A 20,842-nucleotide genomic window follows, 5' to 3' on the forward strand; every position below is an offset into this window, starting at 1 on the left:
AAATCAAAAATCGTAAATCATTATGAAACTTATTAAACACACATACATACTATTAATAATACTTGTTACAAGTATGGCTTCGGCTCAGGTTAAGTTTGAAGCCAAGGTTAGCAAACAAAAGCTCGGGGTTAATGAGCGTTTGCGTATCGATTTTGAAATGAACCGAGATGGGGATAATTTTAATCCACCGGATTTTTCTAATTTCACCGTAGTTGGAGGTCCAAACCAATCGGTTAGCAATTCGTGGATTAATGGTGTTAGAAGTTTTAAAAAAACCTATAGCTATTTCTTAGCACCCAAAGGCCGAGGTCAGTTTACCATTGCTCAGGCAACTATTAATATTGATGGGGAAACTTATAAAACAGTGCCTATCACTATTGAAGTTACCGCTGCTGTAGAAATACCCAAAGACCCTAATAATCCAGATTATATAGCTTCGGAAAATGTTCATTTAGTTGCTGAAATTTCAAAAACCAATCCGTATTTAAATGAAGCCATTACAGTGGTATATAAACTATATGTATCTCCATCTATTGCTGTTGATAATTGGAACGAAATTGATAGTCCACGTTATAACGATTTTTGGAGTCAGAATATAGATACGCAAGGTCAAAAAGTACAAAACGGTACTTTCAAAGGGGAAGACTATCGCTTTTTGGTTTTAAGGAAAACCGTATTGTATCCTCAAAAAACGGGTAAACTTAATATAGAACCTTTAAGTTTAGATATTGCTTTGCGCGTACCGACCAACAGACGCGATATTTTTGGAAGCCTTTTAATGACGCGTACCAACAAAGTGGTCTCTGCCGGGAATAGTACCATTACCGTTAAGTCCTTGCCGGAAGAAGGCAAACCTTTAGATTTTTCTGGAGCCGTAGGTGATTTTAGTTTTGAGGTTTCACCTTCAAAAACAAGTCTAGAAGCTTCCGAATCCTTGCAATTAAAAGTGGCTGTTAAAGGAAACGGGAATTTAAAGCTTTTTAAACTGCCTAAAGTGTCGTTACCAAGTTCTTTGGAAGTTTACGAACCCGAACACAAAGAAGAGGTCAATACCAGTCTATCCGGTATGCAAGGGTCTATTTCCGATAGTTATACCATTGTTCCTCAATATAAAGGAAAATATCCCATACCAAGTATTTCTTTTTCATACTTCGATTTAAAAACAGAAAGTTATAAGCGTTTAACTTCCGATGAAATTGTTTTAGATGTTTTAAGTGGTCCTTTAAACAATGCCAATTCTAATAACGCAGCTGTTGCAAATAACGGAAAACAACCTGTTTTACTTAACAAAGATCAGTTTGCATTTATTAAAACGAGTACCAATTTTGTAAGTGTAAATAATACAGCCTTTTTTAAAACAACTGCCTTTTGGAGCCTGTTATTACTGCCTTTTTTAGCAATTCCGTTAGCAATTGTAATTAGAAATAAAAAGGCAACAAGAGATGCCGATGTTTATGGAAATAAAATTAGAAAAGCCGATAAACTAGCTAGAAAATACTTGAGCCATGCCAAAAAGTCGCTAGGTCAAAAAGAAGTATTTTATATTGCTTTAGAAAAAGCACTGCATAATTATTTAAAAGCGAAATTGCACATTGAAACCTATGAATTAAGTAAAGACCACATTAATACCTTGCTTGCAGAAAAGCAAGTAGAAGCTACTGTGATTAAAGACTTTATTAGCATTTTAGAAAGTTGCGAGTTGGCACGTTACACACCAATAGATATTGTAACCATGCAAGAAGATTATGAAAAAGCAGCAACAACCATTTCGTTAATTGATAAACAAGCACGTTAAAATGAAGAAGTTATTATACATCCTATCGTTTTTGTTCAGCTTTGGTTTATTTGCCCAAAACAATGCCCTTTTTGAGCAGGCAAATGCATTATATAACGAAGGAAAATATGGTGAAGCTATAGATAAGTATAAAACCATTTTAGATACTAAAAACCATTCGGCAGAGCTATATTTTAATTTGGGGAATGCCCATTATAAATTAAACAACATTGCACCAAGTATTTATTATTACGAAAAAGCTTTGCAGTTAGCACCTAACGATGAAGACATAAAAAACAATTTGGCCTTTGCACAAAATATGACCATTGATGCCATTGATGTGGTTCCTGAAGCAGGATTATCAAAAATTTTAAATAATGCTGCCAACACCATGACTTTTGATACTTGGGCAAAAGTATCTATTGGCTTTGTCTTTTGTTTTGTTATCTTATTTTTAGTCTACTATTTTGCATATTCCTCGCTAAGAAAACGATTGGCTTTTTTGGGTAGTTTAGTATCCTTAACAATAATGTGCATTACGTTATTATTTGCATTTCATAAATTCAATTTAGATAAAAAGAATAAACCTGCCATTGTATTTGCTAAAGAAATTTTGGTAAAAAATGCACCGAACAATAGAAGTGAAGAATCCTTCAGGTTGCACGAAGGCACCAAAGTACAGATTTTAGATACTGTTGATGACTGGAAAAAAATTAAACTTCAAGATGGGAAAACCGGTTGGGTTTCTTCCGAAGACATAAAAGCACTTTAATTTGATGTATCTTTAGCCAAACAATTATTTCCATATGAACTTAGATAGAGTCTTTCAGAATAATAAACAATGGATAAAAGAGAAGTTGGCTTCCGATGCGAATTATTTTGAAAGTTTGGGGTCAGGACAAAATCCGGAACTCTTATTTATTGGCTGTTCGGACAGTCGCGTAACTGCCGAAGAATTAATGGGCTTGGGTCCTGGCGATGTTTTTGTACACCGTAACATTGCTAATATGGTTATTAGTATAGATTTAAACGTCATGTCTGTTGTAAATTATGCCGTAGAACATCTTAAAGTAAATCATGTAGTAGTATGTGGCCATTATGGTTGTGGAGGTGTTAAAGCGGCCATGCAATCGGCCGATTTGGGTATTTTAAATCCTTGGTTACGTAATATACGGGATGTCTATCGTATCCATAAAAATGAATTAAAACACATCACCGACGAGGAAAAAAAGTATGAGAGGCTTATAGAACTTAATGTACAAGAGCAATGTGTTAATCTTATTAAAACTGCTGCAGTACAAAAAGCAGCCAGAGAACGCGGATTAAAAGTACACGGTTGGGTGTTCGATGTGCATACGGGCGAGCTGATAGATTTAAAAATGGACTTTGAGAGTATTCTTGAAAGCATACGGGAGATTTATCATTTAGATTAGTTCTTAGATAAAAAAGAGGCTAAAAAGTCCTTTAAATTTAATTTGTCAGGTTGATCTTGTTAAAAATTATATTGATTACCAGAAAGTTAAAATATTTAGACAAGCAATATGACATAGAACTATACTTTTTAGCCTTTTTAATTTTTAAATAATTTATTGAAAAGGTTTTATCCAAAGCAAGTGTTTCCACTTTTCTTTTTCTTTTAAAACGAGCGCGATATTTATAGCGAATAATCCGCCTGTTTGAATTAATTCTCCAACTTCATCAGCTTCAAGAAACAGATGAAATAGAAATATATGTAGGGTCATTGGGAGCAAAAAAAGAGAACCGACAAATCCTGTGATTTGAATAATTAAAAGAAATCCAAAAAGTAGTTCACAAAATCCAAGTACTTGCCAAAAATAGCCTGTTTGTTTGACGCCGCTTATATATAATATTTTTTGAAGCGTAGGTTCATTTTCAGGAGATGAAAATTTATTGGCTTTTTCTAATACTTCAATAGGAGTAATGGGAGGTGACTGGAATTTTTGGACACCTCCATAAATCATAAATCCGCCTAAAAACAAACGAAGTATAATAAATAAAATGCTGATTGATTTTCCCATGATTAAAACGTCATTACACCTTCATTTGGTTGGTATACATAATTGAAAGTATAGTACCTCTCCGTTCCGTTAAATGCACTAGGTGTTTCTGGGGCATCTTTATAATAGCTAACAATTTCCATTTTAGCATATTTTCCATCATATGTTTTTAAAACAAATACTTTTCCTGGAGTAGCAGTAATTAAGTGGTTTGGTGGCCCAGAATAAGTGTACCAATCTGAAAAAACATACCCTTCACTTGAGTCTTGCCCTAAAAGATCGGTATCAACAGTTTTTACATTTTCAAAAGTATTATTTGCAATATAGCCAGATACATTTCCTGTTCTTTCAGGCTCATCTGTAGTTCCTAAAGATGCGCCGCCATTTATAATAATCGAAGTTCCTCTAAAGGCAATATCCCATTCGGTTTCACTTGTAGTTGTTTGCCCTGTTGAGAAACTAAACTTTGTAAAAGTACCAGAGATAGCCTCTCCGGATCCTTGACCACCAGATTGAGGTGCATGTAAATTAGAATAGGTTTCAGATTCTACTTCCAAAAGGGGCTTGTCGTCATCATCGGAACAAGAGGCGATGCCCATAAAAAGTACTGCTATTGCTAAAAATTTGATTGATTTGATCGCAAAATTACTATTGTTCATTTTGCGTTCTTGGTTTTTGTTTGAAGAGGTCATAGTGTTTATATATAATTGTTAAAATTGAATGTTCAGTTTTCCGTAAATTATTTGTCCTGGAATATTGCTAATGTTTTGAGTATCGGTAAAACCAAAAACATTGTCAATTCCAAAGCCAAGTTGATAGTTTTTATAGAGCGTTTTGTTAATAGCGATGTCCCAGATAGTGTAACTTTCAACAAAAGCATCGTATGTATCTAAATAGGTGTTTCCATTCGTGTCGTATAACCCATATTTGCTTCTGTAAGTGCCACGAATGTTGGCATCTAAATTCCATTTAGTGACCTCATAAAACACCTTTACATTAGCCATGTGTCGTGAGCGGTTGTAAAGACCGAAATAGTCCTTTTTATCTAATTGAAATGAGGGTGAGCTTGGTGTTTCGCGCGCATAAACGGTTCCATTTTTAAAGGCATCTTCAGCATCTTTATCTTTAGCAAAAAGTAACTGATAACCACCTGAAATTTTTATGTCGTTACTGGGTTTCCAAGTTGTGTTAAATTCTAAGCCTTGCGTATAAACCTTATGAACATTATAATAGCTAAATACGTTTTGTCCATTGGTTTTATTAGCAATAACTCGTGTATCGATTAAATCGTTTATGTTATTTCTGAAAAGATTTAAGTTGAATTTTAATGATGCTAGAGGGTTGTAATCTGCACCAAGATTAAAACTTATGGAATTTTCAGGATTTAGCATATTTTCAAATTCTGAGAGTGGCACAACCATGTTGGCAATTTGTCCTTCTGATTCCAATTCAGGCATTTTTGTGCTAACCACATTGTATCCTAAAACGGTGTACCCTACAGTTGCATTGGTAAAATCGAAGTACAATTGTCTAAAATCGGGCGCTTTAATACCATAACCCATAGCGCCTTTTATGGCTATTTTTTTAGATAATTTATAGCGAATGGCTGCTTTAGGGCTGAATTGCGATCGGTATTCACTATGATTATCAAAACGGGCACCAAGAATGACGTTTATGTTATTAGTTGGATTGGTATCATATTGTAAGTATGCGTATGGAGAATTAAACTTAGGGCTTGCTGAAAAATCGGTTCTTTTTAAGATTTCATGATTCCAACCCAACCCTCCAATAAAAGCACTTTTTTCATTTAAATTGTAAGTAGCTCTAATTTCAGGACGAACTAATAATTGATTAAAATTGCTAGCGTTAAAAGGTGAATTATCAGTATGATTCAAATACTCATTTGCCTTATAACGGGTTGCATAAAACTCAAAATAGCTGCTCCATTTTTTACTGTAATTATGGCTCAGTTTTAAATGCGTGTTCCATTCCCTTATGTTACTTTCACCTTTTAAATCCTCAGAAGCGACATAATCTTGATTTTGGGAATAATACCTTCCAGAAAGAAACAAGTTTGTATTCTTGTTAAAGTGGTAAGTAAGTTTAGAGTTTAATGTGTAATTACTATATGGTTCTACGGTATTTAAGACATCATTTTTATTCAAATCATAGCCACCACTATTAAAGCTGTTTAAAAATGTACTAATGGCAAACGTTTCTCTTTTATAACCTAAATTGAGACTACTATCGTAGCTATTAAAACTTCCCGCTCTTGAATTTAAATTTCCATTAAAACCATATTTTGGGCTGTCTGTAATAATATTTATAACACCACCAAGCGCATCACTACCATATAAACTAGAAGATGCTCCTTTTACAATTTCAATTTGCCTCACATTACCAATGGTAATTCTGCTAAGATCTAAAGTACCTGCGGAACGCCCAATTAATGGTACGCCATCAATTAAAACAAGCGTGTATTGCGAGTCTAAACCTTGAAGTTGAATGCCTTCGCCACCACCATAATCAGGTACGGTAATAAGTCCTGTTTGTTCGTTTAAAATATCACTTAAACGAAGCGAATTAACACTTTGGATTTCTTTTTTCGATACTAATTGAACGGGCAGTGGTAAAGAAGAAAGCTGTCTAACTGTTCGGGTTGCGGTTATAACAACTTCGTCTAAATTTTTAATTTTTATTGAGTCTTGTATAGCACTTACCCCTTCTTGTGAAAAAGAAATACCGCTAAAAAAAATTAAAAAAAAGATGGGGATATTATTTTTATTTAGACTCATTCTACATAAATTTGTCACAAATATATAAGTTATTTTTATTTAATCTAAATAAGAATAAAATAAATTTCAAATTATTATAATAACTAAAATCAAACACTTAAAAATGAAACAAGTAACACTATTAGCGGTTTTTACATTAACATTTTTGTATAATGGTAATGCCCAAAACAAAAAAAACCAAGACCAAAAAGCCATTAAAAGTATGTGTGGTTGTTATGAAGTAAGCTTCAATTTTGCTGAAACATTTCAGTATTCAAATGATTCTACGTATATGCCTTCTAAAACAAAACACGATAAAGGTTTAGAGTGGGTACAATTGGTTGAAGACACAGACAATAAAATTGTGATGCAACATTTATTAATTGTGGGTCCAACCGATAGACAACATGTTATTAAACATTGGAGACAAGATTGGTTATATGAAAATGTCAACTTATACACATACAATGCTGACAATAAATGGAATTATGTGAGTTTGCCAAAAGACCAAGTAAAAGGGCAATGGACACAAAAAGTATTTCAAGTAGATGATAGTCCGCGTTACGAAGGTTCTGCCACGTGGATCCATGCCGATGGAAAAAGCTATTGGGAAAATACAACGGATGCCCCACTACCACGACGTGAATACACAAAACGTAGTGATTACAATGTAACCGTTAGAACCAACAAACATGAAATTACCAAAACAGGTTGGATACACGATCAAGATAACGATAAAGTGATTAGAAAAGAAGGGGAAGACGATGTGTTACTTGCTCAAGAAAAGGGATTGAATATATACACTAAAGTAGATGATAGTAAATGTCAAGCTGCCCAAGACTGGTGGAAAACCAATAGCCAACCTTGGAAACTTGTACGTGCTAAATGGGATCAGGTTTTTAATAGAAAAGTAAATTTAGCTTTAGAAGAAAAAGTAGAAGATAAAGCGTTGTATGAACATTTATTTTCAAAAGATTTCTCAAACAAAGAAAAAGATATCAATAATATCATTGAAGCATTTGTAAAGAAACTTTAAATGGCTTCTAGGTAAAAAAAGGAAATGAATTGTATTAAGCTTAAAAAAATATAAGAAATTAAATATGTGCGATAGTTTGAAAACATTAGCAAAAGTAAGAAGTGGAGAACTTTCATTTTGTGAAAGCTGCGGTACCTATCACCTAGAGTTTAACAACATATATTGTGAGCTTAGTACAATTCACTTTGAAAAACTGAAAACATATCTTCTAGAAATTGATATTGACTATTGGGAACAAAAATATGCTTATACCAATATTAAGCGAAAAATCCCAATTACAACAGTATGTCAAAACATTGTTTTAATGTTTAATAGGCAAGAAGTAGAAGAATTAAAAGCCTTGTTCATAAACAAAAGAAAAGATAGTATTTTAAATGTAGATGATATAGATTATATGTTTGTCTTGAATTAAAATACTATCCGAATTTTTCTGTTTTAGTAATTCTATCAACTATTTACAAACCAGTTTGTAAAGTTTCATCCGCTTCCAAATCATCACCAATAGGTTTTCCATTTACAATTAAACTAGGAAAAATCAATGGGATAATAGATTTCAGAGGCGTGTATAGTACAGAAGCCTCTTTATCTGCTTCCTCTGTAAAAGGAATTGGTTTGTTCATCTTTTCAAGCACAATAAGTACAGCGCTTAAAATAACGGCAATTTTCAATCCGCCAAAAAGTGCCCCTAAAACTTTGTTAACGAGTCCAAGTGCAGCAAAATCGGCAATTTTTGTTAATGCTTTTCCTGCCAAGGCAATAGCCAAAATAATAAGTATTAAGGTAGCAACAAAAGCCACAATATTTATGGTGTTTTCGGTCCAATCTACTTTTTCTTTTAAATAATCAGAAGCAAAATCACTAAAATGAAATGCACCATAAATCCCAGCTACCAAAGCCACTAACGATGCTACTTCAACAAAAAATCCCCGCCAAAAGCCCCTTACCAATCCTAAAATTAAAAAGGCTAATAAAACAATATCTAAAACATTCATATGTAATCTGTTTTAACAAACCTACAATTTATTTTGAATTTTAAACAGAACTATTCATAAGAACATAGAAGTTTACTAACTTTGAACTTTAAAACTTTTCAACTCAACCCATGTCTAGAGACGAACAATTAAAAGAACGCTGGGAATTGGTAGTAAAAAAACTATCCAACCAATTTGCTGATGGCGATATGCTAGACCTCGATGCCATTATTTATTTAATAGGTGTGCAGGAACTTGGGCAGTTAGATAGGGAATTTAAAAAAGACCATAAGCTCGATTTAATGCACATTGCCATCTGTAAGTTGCTAACGCCATATGGCTATTACGAACTCGATTTTGTGGATGCCGAAGGTTGGCCACATTACAAAACCATCGAAACCTTACCACATTTAAAAGCGGGTGAACAAAGTGTTTTAATGAAAGAAGCCATTGTAAACTACTTTCTAGAAACCGAGTATATCCATTAATAAGGAACTTACCTCAACTTTTTTAATTAAAATAAAAAAATCAAGATGAACTCCATATGCCACTTCGATTGATTTTGGTTTTTATTGAAGTTAACCGAATATAAAAACATGAGTGGCTGATTTTGAGTCTTATACAGTCTTGGTCATGCCAAACGCATGTTAGATAAACACACCATTTTTTAGAATTTTGTCAATTATTCTTCGTTATTCAATCTGTTCATGATGAATATGGGTGCTCTGAATAGTAGATGATTTTTATTTTAAATCATATTCACAGCAAATATACGTATGATTTTCCTATATTTAGAATGTTATTTTTAATCAAACAGATATTGCCCCGATGAAATTTGAAAACTCAACCTATTATGGTGCCATAGACTCAAAAAAAGTAACCCTGGACATTGGGAACCTTTATTTATTGGATTTTTTTTGTATCGCTGAATTTAAGGAAGGTGTACATATTGGTATAGAAGAATGCGAAGACATCGTCATGGCTTTGGTAGATCACTACGGTGAGGACTTGAAAATTGGTTTTATTTCAAATAGGATAGCCTCATTTTCTATTGATCTTAAACAATGGATCAAATTTAATACCGACTATGATTTTATTGTCGCGTCGGCCATTGTTTTTTATGATGATTTAAATTTCAATATTGCCACAATTGAAAAATACCTGTCCCATAATAGCACAAAAAGATGCTGTACATTAAATCAGTCCATTGAATGGATGAGAAATTTAAAGGAATTTAAGGATATTTATGCTTGAAAAGTATAAATTAAGAATATGTTTTTAAATCCCTGTTTAGCTATTTGGCAACAAAAAAGTAGTCCCCAAGAACAGCCAATCCCTAACGGATTGAATTCAATTTCCTTTAAAAAAGACAGTTCTTTCTAAATTCCAGATCTTTCCGATAATAATTATTTATAGTTTGTCAAAAATAATGTTCATTATCAAATTCCGTAAAAAATCAGTAAATTTGCCATCATTTTAGGAAGTTATGATAGACAAGATAAAAGAACTTATTACCGAAGCAGAAGCCTTTAAAGCACAAACCAAAGAGGAAGTAGAAGCTTTCAGAATAAAATACTTAGGCTCTAAAGGACTTCTAAAGGAGTTTTATGGAGAATTAAAAAACGTTGCCAACGACCAAAAAAGGGAGTTTGGGCAAATAATAAATCAACTTAAAAATACAGCCGAAGACAAAGTAAATACTTTAAAGGAATCCTTAGAAAGTAAAGAGGAAGTAAAAGGTATTTATGGTGATTTATCACGTCCGGGAAACCCGATTCAAATTGGTGCGCGTCATCCGATTTCTATAGTAAAAAATCAAATTATAGATATTTTTTCTAACATTGGTTTTAATGTTAGTGAAGGCCCGGAAATTGAAGACGATTGGCATAATTTCACCGCTTTAAATTTGCCAGAATACCATCCGGCACGCGATATGCAGGATACGTTTTTCATTCAAACAAATCCCGATATTTTATTGCGTACCCATACCAGTTCGGTGCAAGTACGTTATATGGAAAATAACCAACCACCAATTCGTACTATTTCTCCAGGTCGCGTATACCGTAACGAAGCTATTTCGGCACGTTCACACTGTTTTTTCCACCAAATAGAAGGCTTGTACATTGATAAAGATGTAAGTTTTGCCGATTTAAAGCAAACACTTCAATATTTTACAACCCAAATGTTTGGAAAATCTAAAATACGCTTGCGTCCGTCTTATTTCCCATTTACAGAGCCAAGTGCCGAGATTGATGTGTACTGGGGCTTAGAAACCGAATCGGATTACCGCATTACAAAAGGTACCGGTTGGTTAGAAATTGGAGGTTGTGGTATGGTAGATCCCAACGTATTGGAAAATTGCAAAATAGACTCTAAAGAATATTCTGGTTTTGCTTTTGGAGTTGGTATAGATCGCATTGCCATGTTGCTTCACCAAATAAATGATATTCGTTTATTAAGCGAGAATGATGTGAGGTTTTTAGAGCAGTTTAAAAGCGCACTATAAAAACAACTGTAAAGATAAATATTAGTTAACCTTTAAAAAGAACCTGTCGCTAGCTAAAGGACTCCAAATTTTTTCATGCGGATGCTCAGACATATTTGTTGCTACATAAAAAGCACCTCCTATATCGCTCCAATCAATTACTTTTGATTTTACTTTAAAAGTATGATAGCTTGCGCCCTTATTTATAATTTTTGAAGCATCGGAAATTAGTCGATGGGATTTTTCACTTATACCATTATTAAAACCAACATTCAATATGGCTTGTTCTTTAGAAACTAAATTATAAATAACTACTACCGAAAACTCATAAATATTATCATTAATCAAATCTTTTTTAGGGGTTAATGAAACTATTTTCATAGCATCTTTTTCTTCCGAAATCATCGTATTTAATTCTTTTCCTATCGTTTCGTATAAATCCTCATCTACATTTAAAGGAGTAGTTTGTGCTTTTAAGTATAGAGCCAAAAAGCTGAAAAGGAAAAATAAAGCTAATTTCTTCATAAAAAAATATTGGTTTTTAAAGTAGCATAAACGGAAAAGGCGTTTGAGACGGTTTCCAAACGAATCTAGTAAATTATTTCTTTCAAAGCAAATATTATTGTGAGTATTGTTATTTAACAATTTTTTAACTTCGTTTAGTTCGGAAAAAAACGAACCTGTTTTATATTTACACCAAATTTTATAATTATGCCGGATAATATATGTAGTGAGAAAAAAGCTTTGGTTGAAAAACTAGGGGTTTTTATAGAGAATAAAGACCAACTGGCTCCTGTTGCAGCTCGTATTATGTCGTACATCATACTAACAGGAAAGGTAGGAACAACTTTTGAAGATTTGGTATTAAAGCTTTGCGCTAGTAAAAGCACCATATCAACCCATTTAAATCACTTACAAGATTTAAAGAAAATTGTCTATTTCACAAAATTGGGAGACCGAAAAAAATATTTTGTAATAAATCAAGACACGATTATTCAAGGTATTGATGATATGATAGAAACTTGGTGTGTTCAAAAAGAACTCCATATTGAAATTAGAGACTATAAAGAAAAATCGAACGCCAATAATTCTGATGACACTTCAAAATTCGATTTAGAATTTCATGACGATTACATTCAGTTTTTGGACGAAGCTACCAAATCTGTATTAAAATTAAGGACAAAAATCATAGAAAAGAACAATAAACTTTAAGGAAGCAACATGGAAAAAATCAGACTATATTCAATCGCAACACTATGTTTAGCAATTGTGTTATCAAGTTGTGGTAATAAACAAGAACAACAAGCCGCTAAAATGCCGCCAGCTACTTTTCCTGTAGCGCAAGTAAGCCACAAAACTGTTACGGGGTTTCAAGAATACCCAACCAATATAGAAGGCATTGTAAATAGTGATGTACGGGCAAAAGTATCGGGGTACATCCAAAAAGTGTTGGTAGATGAAGGTCAGAAAGTGCGAAAAGGGCAAGTTTTATTCAAATTAGAAACACAATCGTTAAGTCAAGATGCAGGAGCAGCTAAGGCACGTATAAATGTTGCTAAAGTTGAAGTGGATAAATTAATCCCCTTGGTAGAGAAAGGGATTATCAGTTCGGTACAATTAGAAACTGCTAAAGCTAATTTAGCCCAAGCCCAAGCGAATTACAGTAGTATTGCTGCTAATATTGGCTATGCAACTGTAAAAAGCCCAGTGGATGGTTATGTGGGGGCTATTAAATTTAGAGAAGGCTCGCTAGTAAGTGCCAATGACGAAACACCCTTAACGACCGTTAGTGATATTAAACAAGTATATGCGTTTTTTAGTTTGAATGAAGCCGATTATTTAAACTTTCTACAAAACACAAAAGGAAATAATTTAGAAGAAAAGATTGCAAACTTTCCAGAAGTAAGCTTAATACTTGCCAATGGAACGATGTATTCTGAAAAAGGAAAGATAGAAACTAGCACGGGACAAATAAACCAAAACACTGGAACGGTAAGTTTTAGGGCTGTTTTTAATAATCCAAATCAACTTTTAACAAATGGCAATAGTGGAAAAATCCAAGTTCCAACCATTTACGAAAATGCAACCGTTATTCCACAAGAAGCTACTTATGAACAACAAGGAAACATTATGGTTTTTAAATTAAGTAAAAATAATACAGTGTCATCTTCGATCATTAAAGTAAAAGCAAACGTTAATAATTTATATGTTGTTGAATCAGGATTAAAAGAAGGCGATAAAATAGTAGTTACAGGTGTTGGAAAGTTGAGAAATGATATGCCAATAACACCTCAAGAAGTTGCATTTGATAGTGTTTTGAAACCTATCGAAAAATTATTTAAAAACTAGAAAGAAATAATTATGCTAAAAACATTTATTGAAAGACCTGTACTTTCTACAGTTATTTCCATCATTATACTATTGCTTGGGTTTATAAGTATTTCAAGCTTACCTATAGAGCAATATCCCGACATTGCGCCACCAACCATTAAAGTAACGGCGAATTACCCTGGCGCGAATGCCGAAACGGTTTTAGAAAGCGTTATCATTCCTATTGAAGAGCAAATAAATGGAGTTGAAGGTATGACCTATATCACTTCAACAGCCTCCAATAATGGTACTGCGGATATTACGGTATATTTCGACCAAAATATTAATGCCGATGTTGCCGCTGTAAACGTGCAAAATCGTGTTTCTAGAGCCAATCAGTTACTGCCACAAGAGGTAAAGCAAACAGGGGTAACAACCCAGAAACAAGAAACGAGTGCGTTAATGTTCTTGTCGTTGTATTCAAAAAATGAAGATTACGATGCCACATTCATTCAAAATTATTTAAGGATTAATGTGATACCTGCATTGCAACGAATTAACGGCGTTGGCGATGTTAGTGTGTTTTCTCAGCAAGATTATGCCATGCGAATTTGGTTAAAACCCGAAAAACTGGCAGCATACAATTTAATACCTTCAGATATTACGGCCGCTTTACAAGAACAAAATCTAGAAGCCGCAGCTGGTTCGTTGGGCGAAAATAATGGCGAAGCTTTTTCGTATGTTATAAAATATAGCGGACGTTTTAAAGAGGAAAAGCAATACGCCGATATTGTTGTTAAGGCATTAGGAAATGGCGAGTTTTTAAGATTAAACGACGTTGCAACTATAGAGCTAGATGCACAATCGTACGGTTCAGGTGCTAAAAGTTTAGGGTATCCTGCCGTATTTATGGGCGTATTCCAAACGAAAGGTTCTAATGCTCAGGAAATTATCGAAAACATCAAAATCGCATTAGACGATGTTAAAAAAGATTTGCCTAAAGGATTAGATATTTTTATTCCTTATGACACCAGTTTATTTTTAACGGCATCTATAGATAAAGTAGTAACTACCTTATTAGAAGCTTTTCTATTAGTATTTCTTGTAGTATTTCTTTTCTTGCAAGATTTTCGTTCTACATTAATTCCTGCTATTGCGGTACCTGTATCAATTATTGGGACCTTTTTCTTTCTGAATTTATTTGGGTATTCCATCAATTTATTGACACTATTTGCTGTGGTATTGGCCATTGGAATTGTGGTAGATGATGCTATTGTCGTCGTTGAAGCGGTTCATGCCAAGTTAGAACACGGTGAAAAAAATGCTAAAAAAGCAACTTTAGAAGCCATGCACGAAATATCGGGGGCTATTATATCTATTACTCTGGTGATGGCTGCTGTATTTATTCCGGTAACGTTTGTGCAAGGACCTACGGGCGTGTTTTATAAACAATTTGGAGTCACTTTAATAATTGCGATACTTATATCGGCTGTAAACGCCCTAACATTAAGTCCTGCATTATGCGCATTATTTTTAAAACCGTATGACGAAGAAGCGTTAAAAAACAAGAGTTTTTTACAACGTTTTTACACACTTTTTAATCGTGGATTTAACGCCACGGTTGAAAAATATGGAAAGTCAATACAACTTCTTTATAAGAAAAAATGGATTTCGGCTGTATTATTGATTTTAGTTGTGGTTGGTATTTTTTGGGCATCGAAAACAACCCCAACAGGTTTTGTTCCCAACGAAGATAGAGGGATGATTTTTGCCAATATAGAATTACCAGCCGGCGCATCGTTAGATAGAACAAATAAAATAACCCAAGAATTATATGACAAAACGTATAAATTAGAAGGTGTTGAAGGCGTTTCGTTAATTAGAGGACGAAGTTTATTAAGTGGTGCAGGAAGTAATTATGCTATTGGCTTTTTTAAATTAAAAGATTGGGCTGATCGTGAAGACGAAACATTATCTACCGAAGCTATTACAGGTAAACTATTTGGTATTGCATCTACCATTCCTGGGGCTAATATTATTTTCTTTGCGCCCCCTAGTATTCGTGGTTTTGGTAATTCAGCTGGTTTTGAAGTGAATTTGTTAGACCGCTTTGGGGGTGAGTTTACAGACTTAGATAAAGCAAACCAGGAATTTATTGGAGCTTTAATGAAGCATCCAGAAATTAAGTATGCGCAATCGTCTTTCAATACAAAATATCCACAGTATGAAATGGAAGTTAATGTGCCCTTGGCAAAAGAAAAAGGCGTGCCAATTAACAGCATATTTTCAACATTGCAAGGCTATATAGGTGGCGTTTATGCATCCGATTTCGCTAGATTTGGAAAACAATTCCGTGTGTATATTCAATCGTTACCAGAGGATAGAGCCGATGTGAATGCTTTAAATGGCATGTATGTTAGAACCGATTCAGGTGAAATGACGCCTATTACGCAGTTCATAACCTTAAAGCGTGTGTACGGACCGCAATCGGTAACCCGTTTTAACTTGTTTAACTCGGCAAGTTTAAGTGGTGCTACAAACCCTGGTTACAGTACAGGTGATGCGATTAGGGTTATTGAAGAAGAAGTTGCCAAATTACCAAGTAACTATACAGTTGCTTATTCTGGGTTAACGCGCGAAGAGGTAAATGCAGGTAATCAAACAACATTTATTTTTATACTAAGTATTCTATTTGTTTACTTTTTACTGTGTGCTCAATATGAAAGTTATATTTTACCCTTAGCGGTTGTTCTGTCTATTCCTTTTGGGGTTTTTGGAGCTTATATAAGCACCAAGTTTTTAGGACTTGAGAACAATATATATTTCCAAATTGCTTTAATCATGCTAATAGGGTTGCTGGCTAAAAATGCCATCCTTATTGTGGAATTTGCACGTCAAAGACGATATAATGGCGAGAGCATAGTAAATGCAGCTGTTAACGGTGCAAAAACACGTTTACGCCCTATTTTAATGACCTCATTCGCCTTCATTTTAGGTTTAATGCCATTGGTATTGGCAAAAGGTGTTGGATCTGAAGGTAATAAATCTATTGGTACTGGTGCTGCTGGAGGCATGCTTATTGGTACTATTTTGGGGGTATTCGTTATTCCCATTCTATTTATTTTATTTCAATGGTTACAAGAAAAAATTTCGAGTAAACCAGCAATTCAAACTATTGAAGATTAACCGTATGATATCAATAATAAAACACACACTTTTTAGTAAAAGCCTGCTTTTGGTAGTTGTTTCCGTAACACTGCAAGGTTGTTTTGTTGCCAAAGATTACAAACAACCGGAGTTGGCAGAAACCCAAAATTTGTACAGAACCGATAATTTGCCAACCGATAGTTTATCCATGGCAGATGTATCTTGGAAAACATTATTTACAGATAGTTATTTGAGTCAATATATTGAAGAAGGACTTCAAAATAATATGGATGTGCGCATCGCTATCCAACAAATAGTAGCTGCCGAAGCCTATTTAAAACAAGGGAAAGCAGGTTATTTTCCAACGTTAAATGCAAAGGGAACTATGACGCATCAGGAATTGGCAAGGAATAGCCAATTTGGATCCTTTTTTAATGGCGCCTTAGACCAGTTTGAACTATCAGGTGCTTTGTCTTGGGAAGCTGATATTTGGGGAAAAATACGCAGCAACAAGCGTGCTTACCAAGCTAGTTATTTACAAAGTGTAGCAGCACATCAAGCAGTAAAAACGCAATTGGTTTCTGGTATAGCTGTCACCTATTATCAACTGTTGGCTTTAGATGCACAATTAGCAATTACCAAACAAACTATTGAAACTCGTGAAAAAGGAGTAGAAACCATAAAAGCTTTAAAAGATGCAGGTCAAGTAACCCAAGTAGCGGTAGACCAAAATATTGCACAATACAATAACGCCAAAGCTTTACAAGTAGATTTAGAAACTGCCATTTTTAAAACCGAAAATACCCTCAGTATTTTGTTAGGAAAAGTGCCCCAACATATTGATAGAAGTCAGATGGAGGTGCAAACCCTAGAATCCGATTTAAAATTGGGCGTTCCAGCAAGTTTATTAAGCAACCGCCCCGATGTAATGGCTTCAGAGTTTGCTTTAATCCAGTCTTTTGAATTAACCAATGTGGCACGAAGCAATTTCTATCCATCTTTAACGCTAACAGCTTCAGGTGGTTTTCAAAGTTTAGATTTTAATGAGCTAATTAATGCGAATTCATTATTTGCCAATTTAGTCGGTGGGTTAGCACAACCTATTTTTAATCAGCGAAAAATTAAAACACACTATGAAGTAAGTAAAGCACAAAAGGAACAAGCACTTCTAAATTTTAAAAAGTCACTATTAGTGGCTGGTAATGAAGTGTCTAATGCTTTGTTTGCTTACAACGCCGAAACCAGAAAATTTGAATTCAGACAAAAAGAAGTAGAGGCATTAAGAGATGCGGAGCGTAATTCAGAAATACTTTTGAATAATGGGTACGCCAATTATTTGGATTTATTAACTGCAAGACAAAGCGCCTTAAATGCTGAATTGAATGTGATTGATAGCAAGTTGCAACAATTATTAGCGGTTGTAAATTTGTATGAAGCACTTGGAGGTGGTTGGAAGTAATTTTATAATCCATGGTAAAACATTTACACCCAAACGTTTTACCATGGATAATAAGCAATCGAACTAGTTTTTTATTTGATTACTATTTTTTGTGTATATAAATGTGAGTTTTTTAAATAGCTGATAATATATATACCAGAGTTTAAGCTTGAAACATTTATTTTATTTTCGCCTTTTTCAATATTAGCCGTTTTAATTATTCTACCCTGAGCATCATAAATTCCAAGTGATAAAGATTGATTTGTTCTATTCTTTATATGAACATAGTCATTAGCTGGATTAGGATAAACTGATATTTGGTTTTTAGTCCATTGCAAATCATTTGTAGCAAGTACTAAATCCGATTGGGCTAAATATGTGGCTTGCGATGATATGAGATCTCCATTAAAATAGGCATCAGAAGTACTGGCTATAGGGTTTTTGGTTGTGGCATTATACCAAACTAAAATAACATCGTTATATGGACCAATTGGAAACCCCATATAAGTATCAGAGTATGTATTGGTTATCTTTATCCTAAGAACATTATTTACTGTTGTGTAAGGAAGAATTAATGTGCCATATCCATCAGCTGAAATTTGAGTAGTTCCTGCTCTGTCATAAGTTTGTCCAGCTGCAATATTTTCGCTAGTTCCTGAGAATGTTTCATTAAAAACATCATTGTAGGTAATGGGGTATTTAATAAACTCTCGTTTGTCTGTATAAATTTCTCGAAGTAATCCAGGGGAAAAAAAGCCTTCAATTATTTGTCCAGAGGTAGAGTTAGAGAAATAAGTTTCAGTATTTGGGTTTGTAGTAACAGCCACAGCATTTGCTTGAGGAAATGTTGATGGTTCCGAAGAACTTGCTAAACCAATATAATTAGTAATTGACTCAGAACCAGTGGCGGAAGAAAAATCCCAAGTCTGGTTTGCTCCACTTTGACTAACATCAAATGCATAATTAGGGATAGCGATATAATTAAATTCTTGCCCAATCTGTGGAGAACTTGTTGCGCTTGTTAAGATAATTTGAGCGTTTAAATTAATAGCTGTAAGTAAAGTTAAAATTATTAAAGTAATTTTTTGCATAGTGTTTTTTTTAGTACAACTAATTTAGTTTATTATTCTTACTTTACAAACTAAAAGACATTAATTTTGTATTATAAATTCTGCTAATTTTGTTTTTTAAAAATTACATTTTCTCATGAAAAAAGATATCGAAATTCCAAAAGTTGAAGGTGTTTACGTTGCCATTGTAAACGAGTATAACGCTATTTATAAAACCCAAGATTGGAATGCTTATATAATCAATGACAAAGACGTTGATTTAGAAATGGTTTTAATTGTCACTTCTGGCTATTCCGAAGAAAAAATAACTTCTACCTTTAGAAAGAAACTAGATACACTTCCTAAAAAAAGCTATGCCAAAATTGAGTTGATGCAAGAAGAACTTTTTGCTTTAAACAATACGTTTAAAGTATCTTTTTTTGAAGGAAGCAAAATGTTTGATAAAACCTTTTTGTTCAGAAAAAACACCATTAATTTAAAAGCGTTGCAAGCTGTTCCTTTAATGGAGGCTAAGGGTGTTTTGGTGAAGTAGATGCTTCCGTCTTTCATGACCCTTCCGTCTTTCATTTTTATCAAAATGAAATCCACCTTCCCTTAAAAAGGGAAGGAATTAAATTGTCGACAAACTTTCAGTTAAAAGAAAAGGGAATTCTCCTCCTTTTTCCTGTTTTCGACACTGGGTCACTATATTGTTAAAGCTAAATATTTAAAAAATCTCAGCATCTCTATGAGAATGAAAGTTTATTGAGTCACCCAAAAACACTTTAAATAAATTGATTTAGAATTAATAATCAATTAGTTGTGGTTTTTATTAGATTTTAATGCCGAGGTCAGGGGAAGGAATTAAACTGTCGGCAAACTTTTAGTTAAATGAAAAGGGATTTCTCCTCCTTTTTCCTGTTTTCGATACAGGGTCACTATATTGTTAAAGCTAAATATTTAAAAAATCTCAGCATCTCTATGAGAATGAAAGTTTATTGAGTCACCCAAAAACACTTTAAATAAATTGCTTTAGAATTAATAATCAATTAGTTGTGGTTTTTTATAAAATTTTAATGCCGAGGTTAGGGAAGGAATTAAACTGTCGACAAACTTTTAGTTAAATGGAAAGGGATTCTCCTCCTTTTTCCTGTTTTCGATACAGGGTCACCCGATATTTTGTTAAAGCTAAATGTTTAAAAAATCTCTGTACCTTCCTACGGGAATAAAAATTTATTGAGTCACCCCATAACACTTTAAATAAATTGCTTTAGAATTAATAATCAATTAGTTGTGGTTTTTATTAGATTTTAATGCCGAGGTCAGGGGAAGGAATTAAACTGTCGGCAAACTTTTAGTTAAATGAAAAGGGATTCTCCTCCTTTTAAAGGAGGAGTGGATTCTATTTCGAGATATCGAAATAGAAGACGAGGTGGTTATTATACTGAATTTACTGTAAAAGAAAATTCAAATGTTAAATACTTTTAAAATGACTCACAATCTCATTTAAAACCTCAGCTAGATTCTCAAACACCAATTTATTTTCAAAACGAATCACTTTAAGACCTAAAGATTCTAGTTGTTTAGTTCGTTCCAAATCATATTGTTGTTGCGCAAAATCCAAATGATATGCACCATCTAATTCAATAATAAGCTTTTCTTTTGGACAATAAAAATCGACAATAAAATTTTTGATGCTCTGTTGCCTTCTAAACTTTTTATTGTTTAATTGGCTTTTTTGGAGGTGTTTCCAAAGCGTAGCTTCGGCAGATGTTGAATTTTTTCGAAGCGCTTTTCTACGTTCTTCAAGGTATTTAAGATTATGGATGTTTTGTGTCAT

General features: G+C 33.7%; 20 protein-coding genes. 13 read left to right on the forward strand and 7 right to left on the reverse strand.

What is annotated here, in order from left to right:
• Nucleotides 1–22 precede the first annotated feature (22 nt).
• Genes CJ739_RS08340 through CJ739_RS08350 form a run of 3 tightly spaced genes read left to right on the forward strand, consistent with a single transcriptional unit; the run spans nt 23 to nt 3,207 of the window.
• A complete protein-coding gene (locus CJ739_RS08340; protein ID WP_117174260.1) occupies nt 23–1,795 on the forward strand; it encodes a BatD family protein in 1,773 nt (590 codons plus the stop codon).
• Between the two features lies 1 nt (nt 1,796).
• Nucleotides 1,797–2,546 (forward strand): SH3 domain-containing protein, encoded by a 750-nt coding sequence (locus CJ739_RS08345; RefSeq protein ID WP_117174262.1) that lies wholly within the window; start codon nt 1,797–1,799, stop codon nt 2,544–2,546.
• 34 nt (nt 2,547–2,580) lie between these two features.
• On the forward strand, nt 2,581–3,207 hold the full coding sequence (locus CJ739_RS08350; protein WP_117174264.1) for a carbonic anhydrase: 627 nt from the start codon (nt 2,581–2,583) through the stop codon (nt 3,205–3,207).
• A gap of 153 nt (nt 3,208–3,360) precedes the next feature.
• Here the strand turns inward: CJ739_RS08350 and CJ739_RS08355 are convergent, their stop codons facing one another.
• The 3 genes from CJ739_RS08355 to CJ739_RS08365 are packed head-to-tail and all read right to left on the reverse strand — an operon-like array spanning nt 3,361 to nt 6,587.
• The gene (locus CJ739_RS08355) at nt 3,361–3,813 is read right to left on the reverse strand and encodes a DoxX family membrane protein (protein ID WP_117174266.1); all 453 of its coding nucleotides are present in this window, start codon (nt 3,811–3,813) and stop codon (nt 3,361–3,363) included.
• 2 nt (nt 3,814–3,815) lie between these two features.
• A complete protein-coding gene (locus CJ739_RS08360; protein WP_236951632.1) occupies nt 3,816–4,484 on the reverse strand; it encodes an HmuY family protein in 669 nt (222 codons plus the stop codon).
• A gap of 18 nt (nt 4,485–4,502) precedes the next feature.
• Nucleotides 4,503–6,587, reverse strand: coding sequence for a TonB-dependent receptor plug domain-containing protein (locus CJ739_RS08365; protein ID WP_117174268.1), 2,085 nt, complete (start codon nt 6,585–6,587; stop codon nt 4,503–4,505).
• A gap of 103 nt (nt 6,588–6,690) precedes the next feature.
• Here CJ739_RS08365 and CJ739_RS08370 point away from each other — a divergent pair, with 103 nt between their 5' ends.
• Nucleotides 6,691–7,602: a DUF6607 family protein gene (locus CJ739_RS08370; protein WP_117174270.1), complete on the forward strand. Its 912-nt coding sequence runs from the start codon at nt 6,691–6,693 to the stop codon at nt 7,600–7,602.
• Nucleotides 7,603–7,678: 76 nt separating this feature from the next.
• Complete coding sequence (locus CJ739_RS08375; protein ID WP_162880167.1) at nt 7,679–8,014, forward strand: DUF6686 family protein; 336 nt, start codon at nt 7,679–7,681, stop codon at nt 8,012–8,014.
• A gap of 43 nt (nt 8,015–8,057) precedes the next feature.
• Here the strand turns inward: CJ739_RS08375 and CJ739_RS08380 are convergent, their stop codons facing one another.
• Complete coding sequence (locus tag CJ739_RS08380; RefSeq protein ID WP_117174274.1) at nt 8,058–8,594, reverse strand: CvpA family protein; 537 nt, start codon at nt 8,592–8,594, stop codon at nt 8,058–8,060.
• A gap of 110 nt (nt 8,595–8,704) precedes the next feature.
• Between CJ739_RS08380 and CJ739_RS08385 the strand changes: the two genes are divergently transcribed.
• The 3 genes from CJ739_RS08385 to pheS all read left to right on the forward strand — a co-directional run bounded on the left by CJ739_RS08385 (nt 8,705) and on the right by pheS (nt 11,079).
• Complete coding sequence (locus tag CJ739_RS08385; RefSeq protein ID WP_117174276.1) at nt 8,705–9,061, forward strand: hypothetical protein; 357 nt, start codon at nt 8,705–8,707, stop codon at nt 9,059–9,061.
• Nucleotides 9,062–9,401: 340 nt separating this feature from the next.
• A complete protein-coding gene (locus CJ739_RS08390; RefSeq protein WP_117174277.1) occupies nt 9,402–9,827 on the forward strand; it encodes a hypothetical protein in 426 nt (141 codons plus the stop codon).
• A 232-nt stretch (nt 9,828–10,059) separates the two neighbouring features.
• Complete coding sequence (pheS, locus tag CJ739_RS08395; RefSeq protein WP_117174279.1) at nt 10,060–11,079, forward strand: phenylalanine--tRNA ligase subunit alpha; 1,020 nt, start codon at nt 10,060–10,062, stop codon at nt 11,077–11,079.
• A 21-nt stretch (nt 11,080–11,100) separates the two neighbouring features.
• On the opposite strand, the gene CJ739_RS08400 is transcribed toward pheS, so the two are convergent.
• The gene (locus CJ739_RS08400) at nt 11,101–11,583 is read right to left on the reverse strand and encodes a hypothetical protein (protein ID WP_117174281.1); all 483 of its coding nucleotides are present in this window, start codon (nt 11,581–11,583) and stop codon (nt 11,101–11,103) included.
• A 186-nt stretch (nt 11,584–11,769) separates the two neighbouring features.
• On the opposite strand from CJ739_RS08400, the gene CJ739_RS08405 reads away from it, so the two are divergent.
• The 4 genes from CJ739_RS08405 to CJ739_RS08420 are packed head-to-tail and all read left to right on the forward strand — an operon-like array spanning nt 11,770 to nt 17,974.
• A complete protein-coding gene (locus CJ739_RS08405) occupies nt 11,770–12,270 on the forward strand; it encodes a GbsR/MarR family transcriptional regulator (protein ID WP_117174283.1) in 501 nt (166 codons plus the stop codon).
• Between the two features lie 9 nt (nt 12,271–12,279).
• Complete coding sequence (locus tag CJ739_RS08410; RefSeq protein WP_117174285.1) at nt 12,280–13,407, forward strand: efflux RND transporter periplasmic adaptor subunit; 1,128 nt, start codon at nt 12,280–12,282, stop codon at nt 13,405–13,407.
• 12 nt (nt 13,408–13,419) lie between these two features.
• A complete protein-coding gene (locus CJ739_RS08415; RefSeq protein ID WP_117174287.1) occupies nt 13,420–16,554 on the forward strand; it encodes an efflux RND transporter permease subunit in 3,135 nt (1,044 codons plus the stop codon).
• Between the two features lie 4 nt (nt 16,555–16,558).
• Entirely contained in the window at nt 16,559–17,974 is a 1,416-nt protein-coding gene (locus tag CJ739_RS08420; protein ID WP_117174289.1) for an efflux transporter outer membrane subunit, read from the forward strand.
• Nucleotides 17,975–18,045: 71 nt separating this feature from the next.
• On the opposite strand, the gene CJ739_RS08425 is transcribed toward CJ739_RS08420, so the two are convergent.
• Nucleotides 18,046–19,044, reverse strand: a complete 999-nt coding sequence (locus CJ739_RS08425) for a T9SS type A sorting domain-containing protein (RefSeq protein ID WP_117174291.1) — start codon at nt 19,042–19,044, stop codon at nt 18,046–18,048.
• A gap of 115 nt (nt 19,045–19,159) precedes the next feature.
• Between CJ739_RS08425 and CJ739_RS08430 the strand changes: the two genes are divergently transcribed.
• On the forward strand, nt 19,160–19,555 hold the full coding sequence (locus CJ739_RS08430; RefSeq protein WP_117174293.1) for a hypothetical protein: 396 nt from the start codon (nt 19,160–19,162) through the stop codon (nt 19,553–19,555).
• Nucleotides 19,556–20,476: 921 nt separating this feature from the next.
• On the opposite strand, the gene CJ739_RS08435 is transcribed toward CJ739_RS08430, so the two are convergent.
• Nucleotides 20,477–20,842 carry an endonuclease domain-containing protein gene (locus CJ739_RS08435; protein ID WP_117174295.1) on the reverse strand — a complete coding sequence of 122 codons (366 nt, stop codon included), beginning with the start codon at nt 20,840–20,842 and terminating at the stop codon, nt 20,477–20,479.

The organism is Mariniflexile sp. TRM1-10 (assembly GCF_003425985.1).
Taxonomy (GTDB): Bacteria; Bacteroidota; Bacteroidia; order Flavobacteriales; family Flavobacteriaceae; genus Mariniflexile.

Excerpts from the sequence above, each read along its gene's own strand:
- CJ739_RS08390 (WP_117174277.1), top strand. The coding sequence starts at position 9,402 with ATGAAATTTGAAAACTCAACCTATTATGGTGCCATAGACTCAAAAAAA.
- CJ739_RS08370 (WP_117174270.1), top strand. The coding sequence starts at position 6,691 with ATGAAACAAGTAACACTATTAGCGGTTTTTACATTAACATTTTTGTAT.
- CJ739_RS08435 (WP_117174295.1), bottom strand. The coding sequence starts at position 20,842 with ATGACACAAAACATCCATAATCTTAAATACCTTGAAGAACGTAGAAAA.
- pheS (WP_117174279.1), top strand. The coding sequence starts at position 10,060 with ATGATAGACAAGATAAAAGAACTTATTACCGAAGCAGAAGCCTTTAAA.
- CJ739_RS08405 (WP_117174283.1), top strand. The coding sequence starts at position 11,770 with ATGCCGGATAATATATGTAGTGAGAAAAAAGCTTTGGTTGAAAAACTA.
- CJ739_RS08400 (WP_117174281.1), bottom strand. The coding sequence starts at position 11,583 with ATGAAGAAATTAGCTTTATTTTTCCTTTTCAGCTTTTTGGCTCTATAC.
- CJ739_RS08340 (WP_117174260.1), top strand. The coding sequence starts at position 23 with ATGAAACTTATTAAACACACATACATACTATTAATAATACTTGTTACA.
- CJ739_RS08360 (WP_236951632.1), bottom strand. The coding sequence starts at position 4,484 with ATGACCTCTTCAAACAAAAACCAAGAACGCAAAATGAACAATAGTAAT.
- CJ739_RS08430 (WP_117174293.1), top strand. The coding sequence starts at position 19,160 with ATGAAAAAAGATATCGAAATTCCAAAAGTTGAAGGTGTTTACGTTGCC.
- CJ739_RS08345 (WP_117174262.1), top strand. The coding sequence starts at position 1,797 with ATGAAGAAGTTATTATACATCCTATCGTTTTTGTTCAGCTTTGGTTTA.
- CJ739_RS08385 (WP_117174276.1), top strand. The coding sequence starts at position 8,705 with ATGTCTAGAGACGAACAATTAAAAGAACGCTGGGAATTGGTAGTAAAA.
- CJ739_RS08380 (WP_117174274.1), bottom strand. The coding sequence starts at position 8,594 with ATGAATGTTTTAGATATTGTTTTATTAGCCTTTTTAATTTTAGGATTG.
- CJ739_RS08365 (WP_117174268.1), bottom strand. The coding sequence starts at position 6,587 with ATGAGTCTAAATAAAAATAATATCCCCATCTTTTTTTTAATTTTTTTT.
- CJ739_RS08420 (WP_117174289.1), top strand. The coding sequence starts at position 16,559 with ATGATATCAATAATAAAACACACACTTTTTAGTAAAAGCCTGCTTTTG.
- CJ739_RS08425 (WP_117174291.1), bottom strand. The coding sequence starts at position 19,044 with ATGCAAAAAATTACTTTAATAATTTTAACTTTACTTACAGCTATTAAT.
- CJ739_RS08410 (WP_117174285.1), top strand. The coding sequence starts at position 12,280 with ATGGAAAAAATCAGACTATATTCAATCGCAACACTATGTTTAGCAATT.
- CJ739_RS08355 (WP_117174266.1), bottom strand. The coding sequence starts at position 3,813 with ATGGGAAAATCAATCAGCATTTTATTTATTATACTTCGTTTGTTTTTA.
- CJ739_RS08415 (WP_117174287.1), top strand. The coding sequence starts at position 13,420 with ATGCTAAAAACATTTATTGAAAGACCTGTACTTTCTACAGTTATTTCC.
- CJ739_RS08350 (WP_117174264.1), top strand. The coding sequence starts at position 2,581 with ATGAACTTAGATAGAGTCTTTCAGAATAATAAACAATGGATAAAAGAG.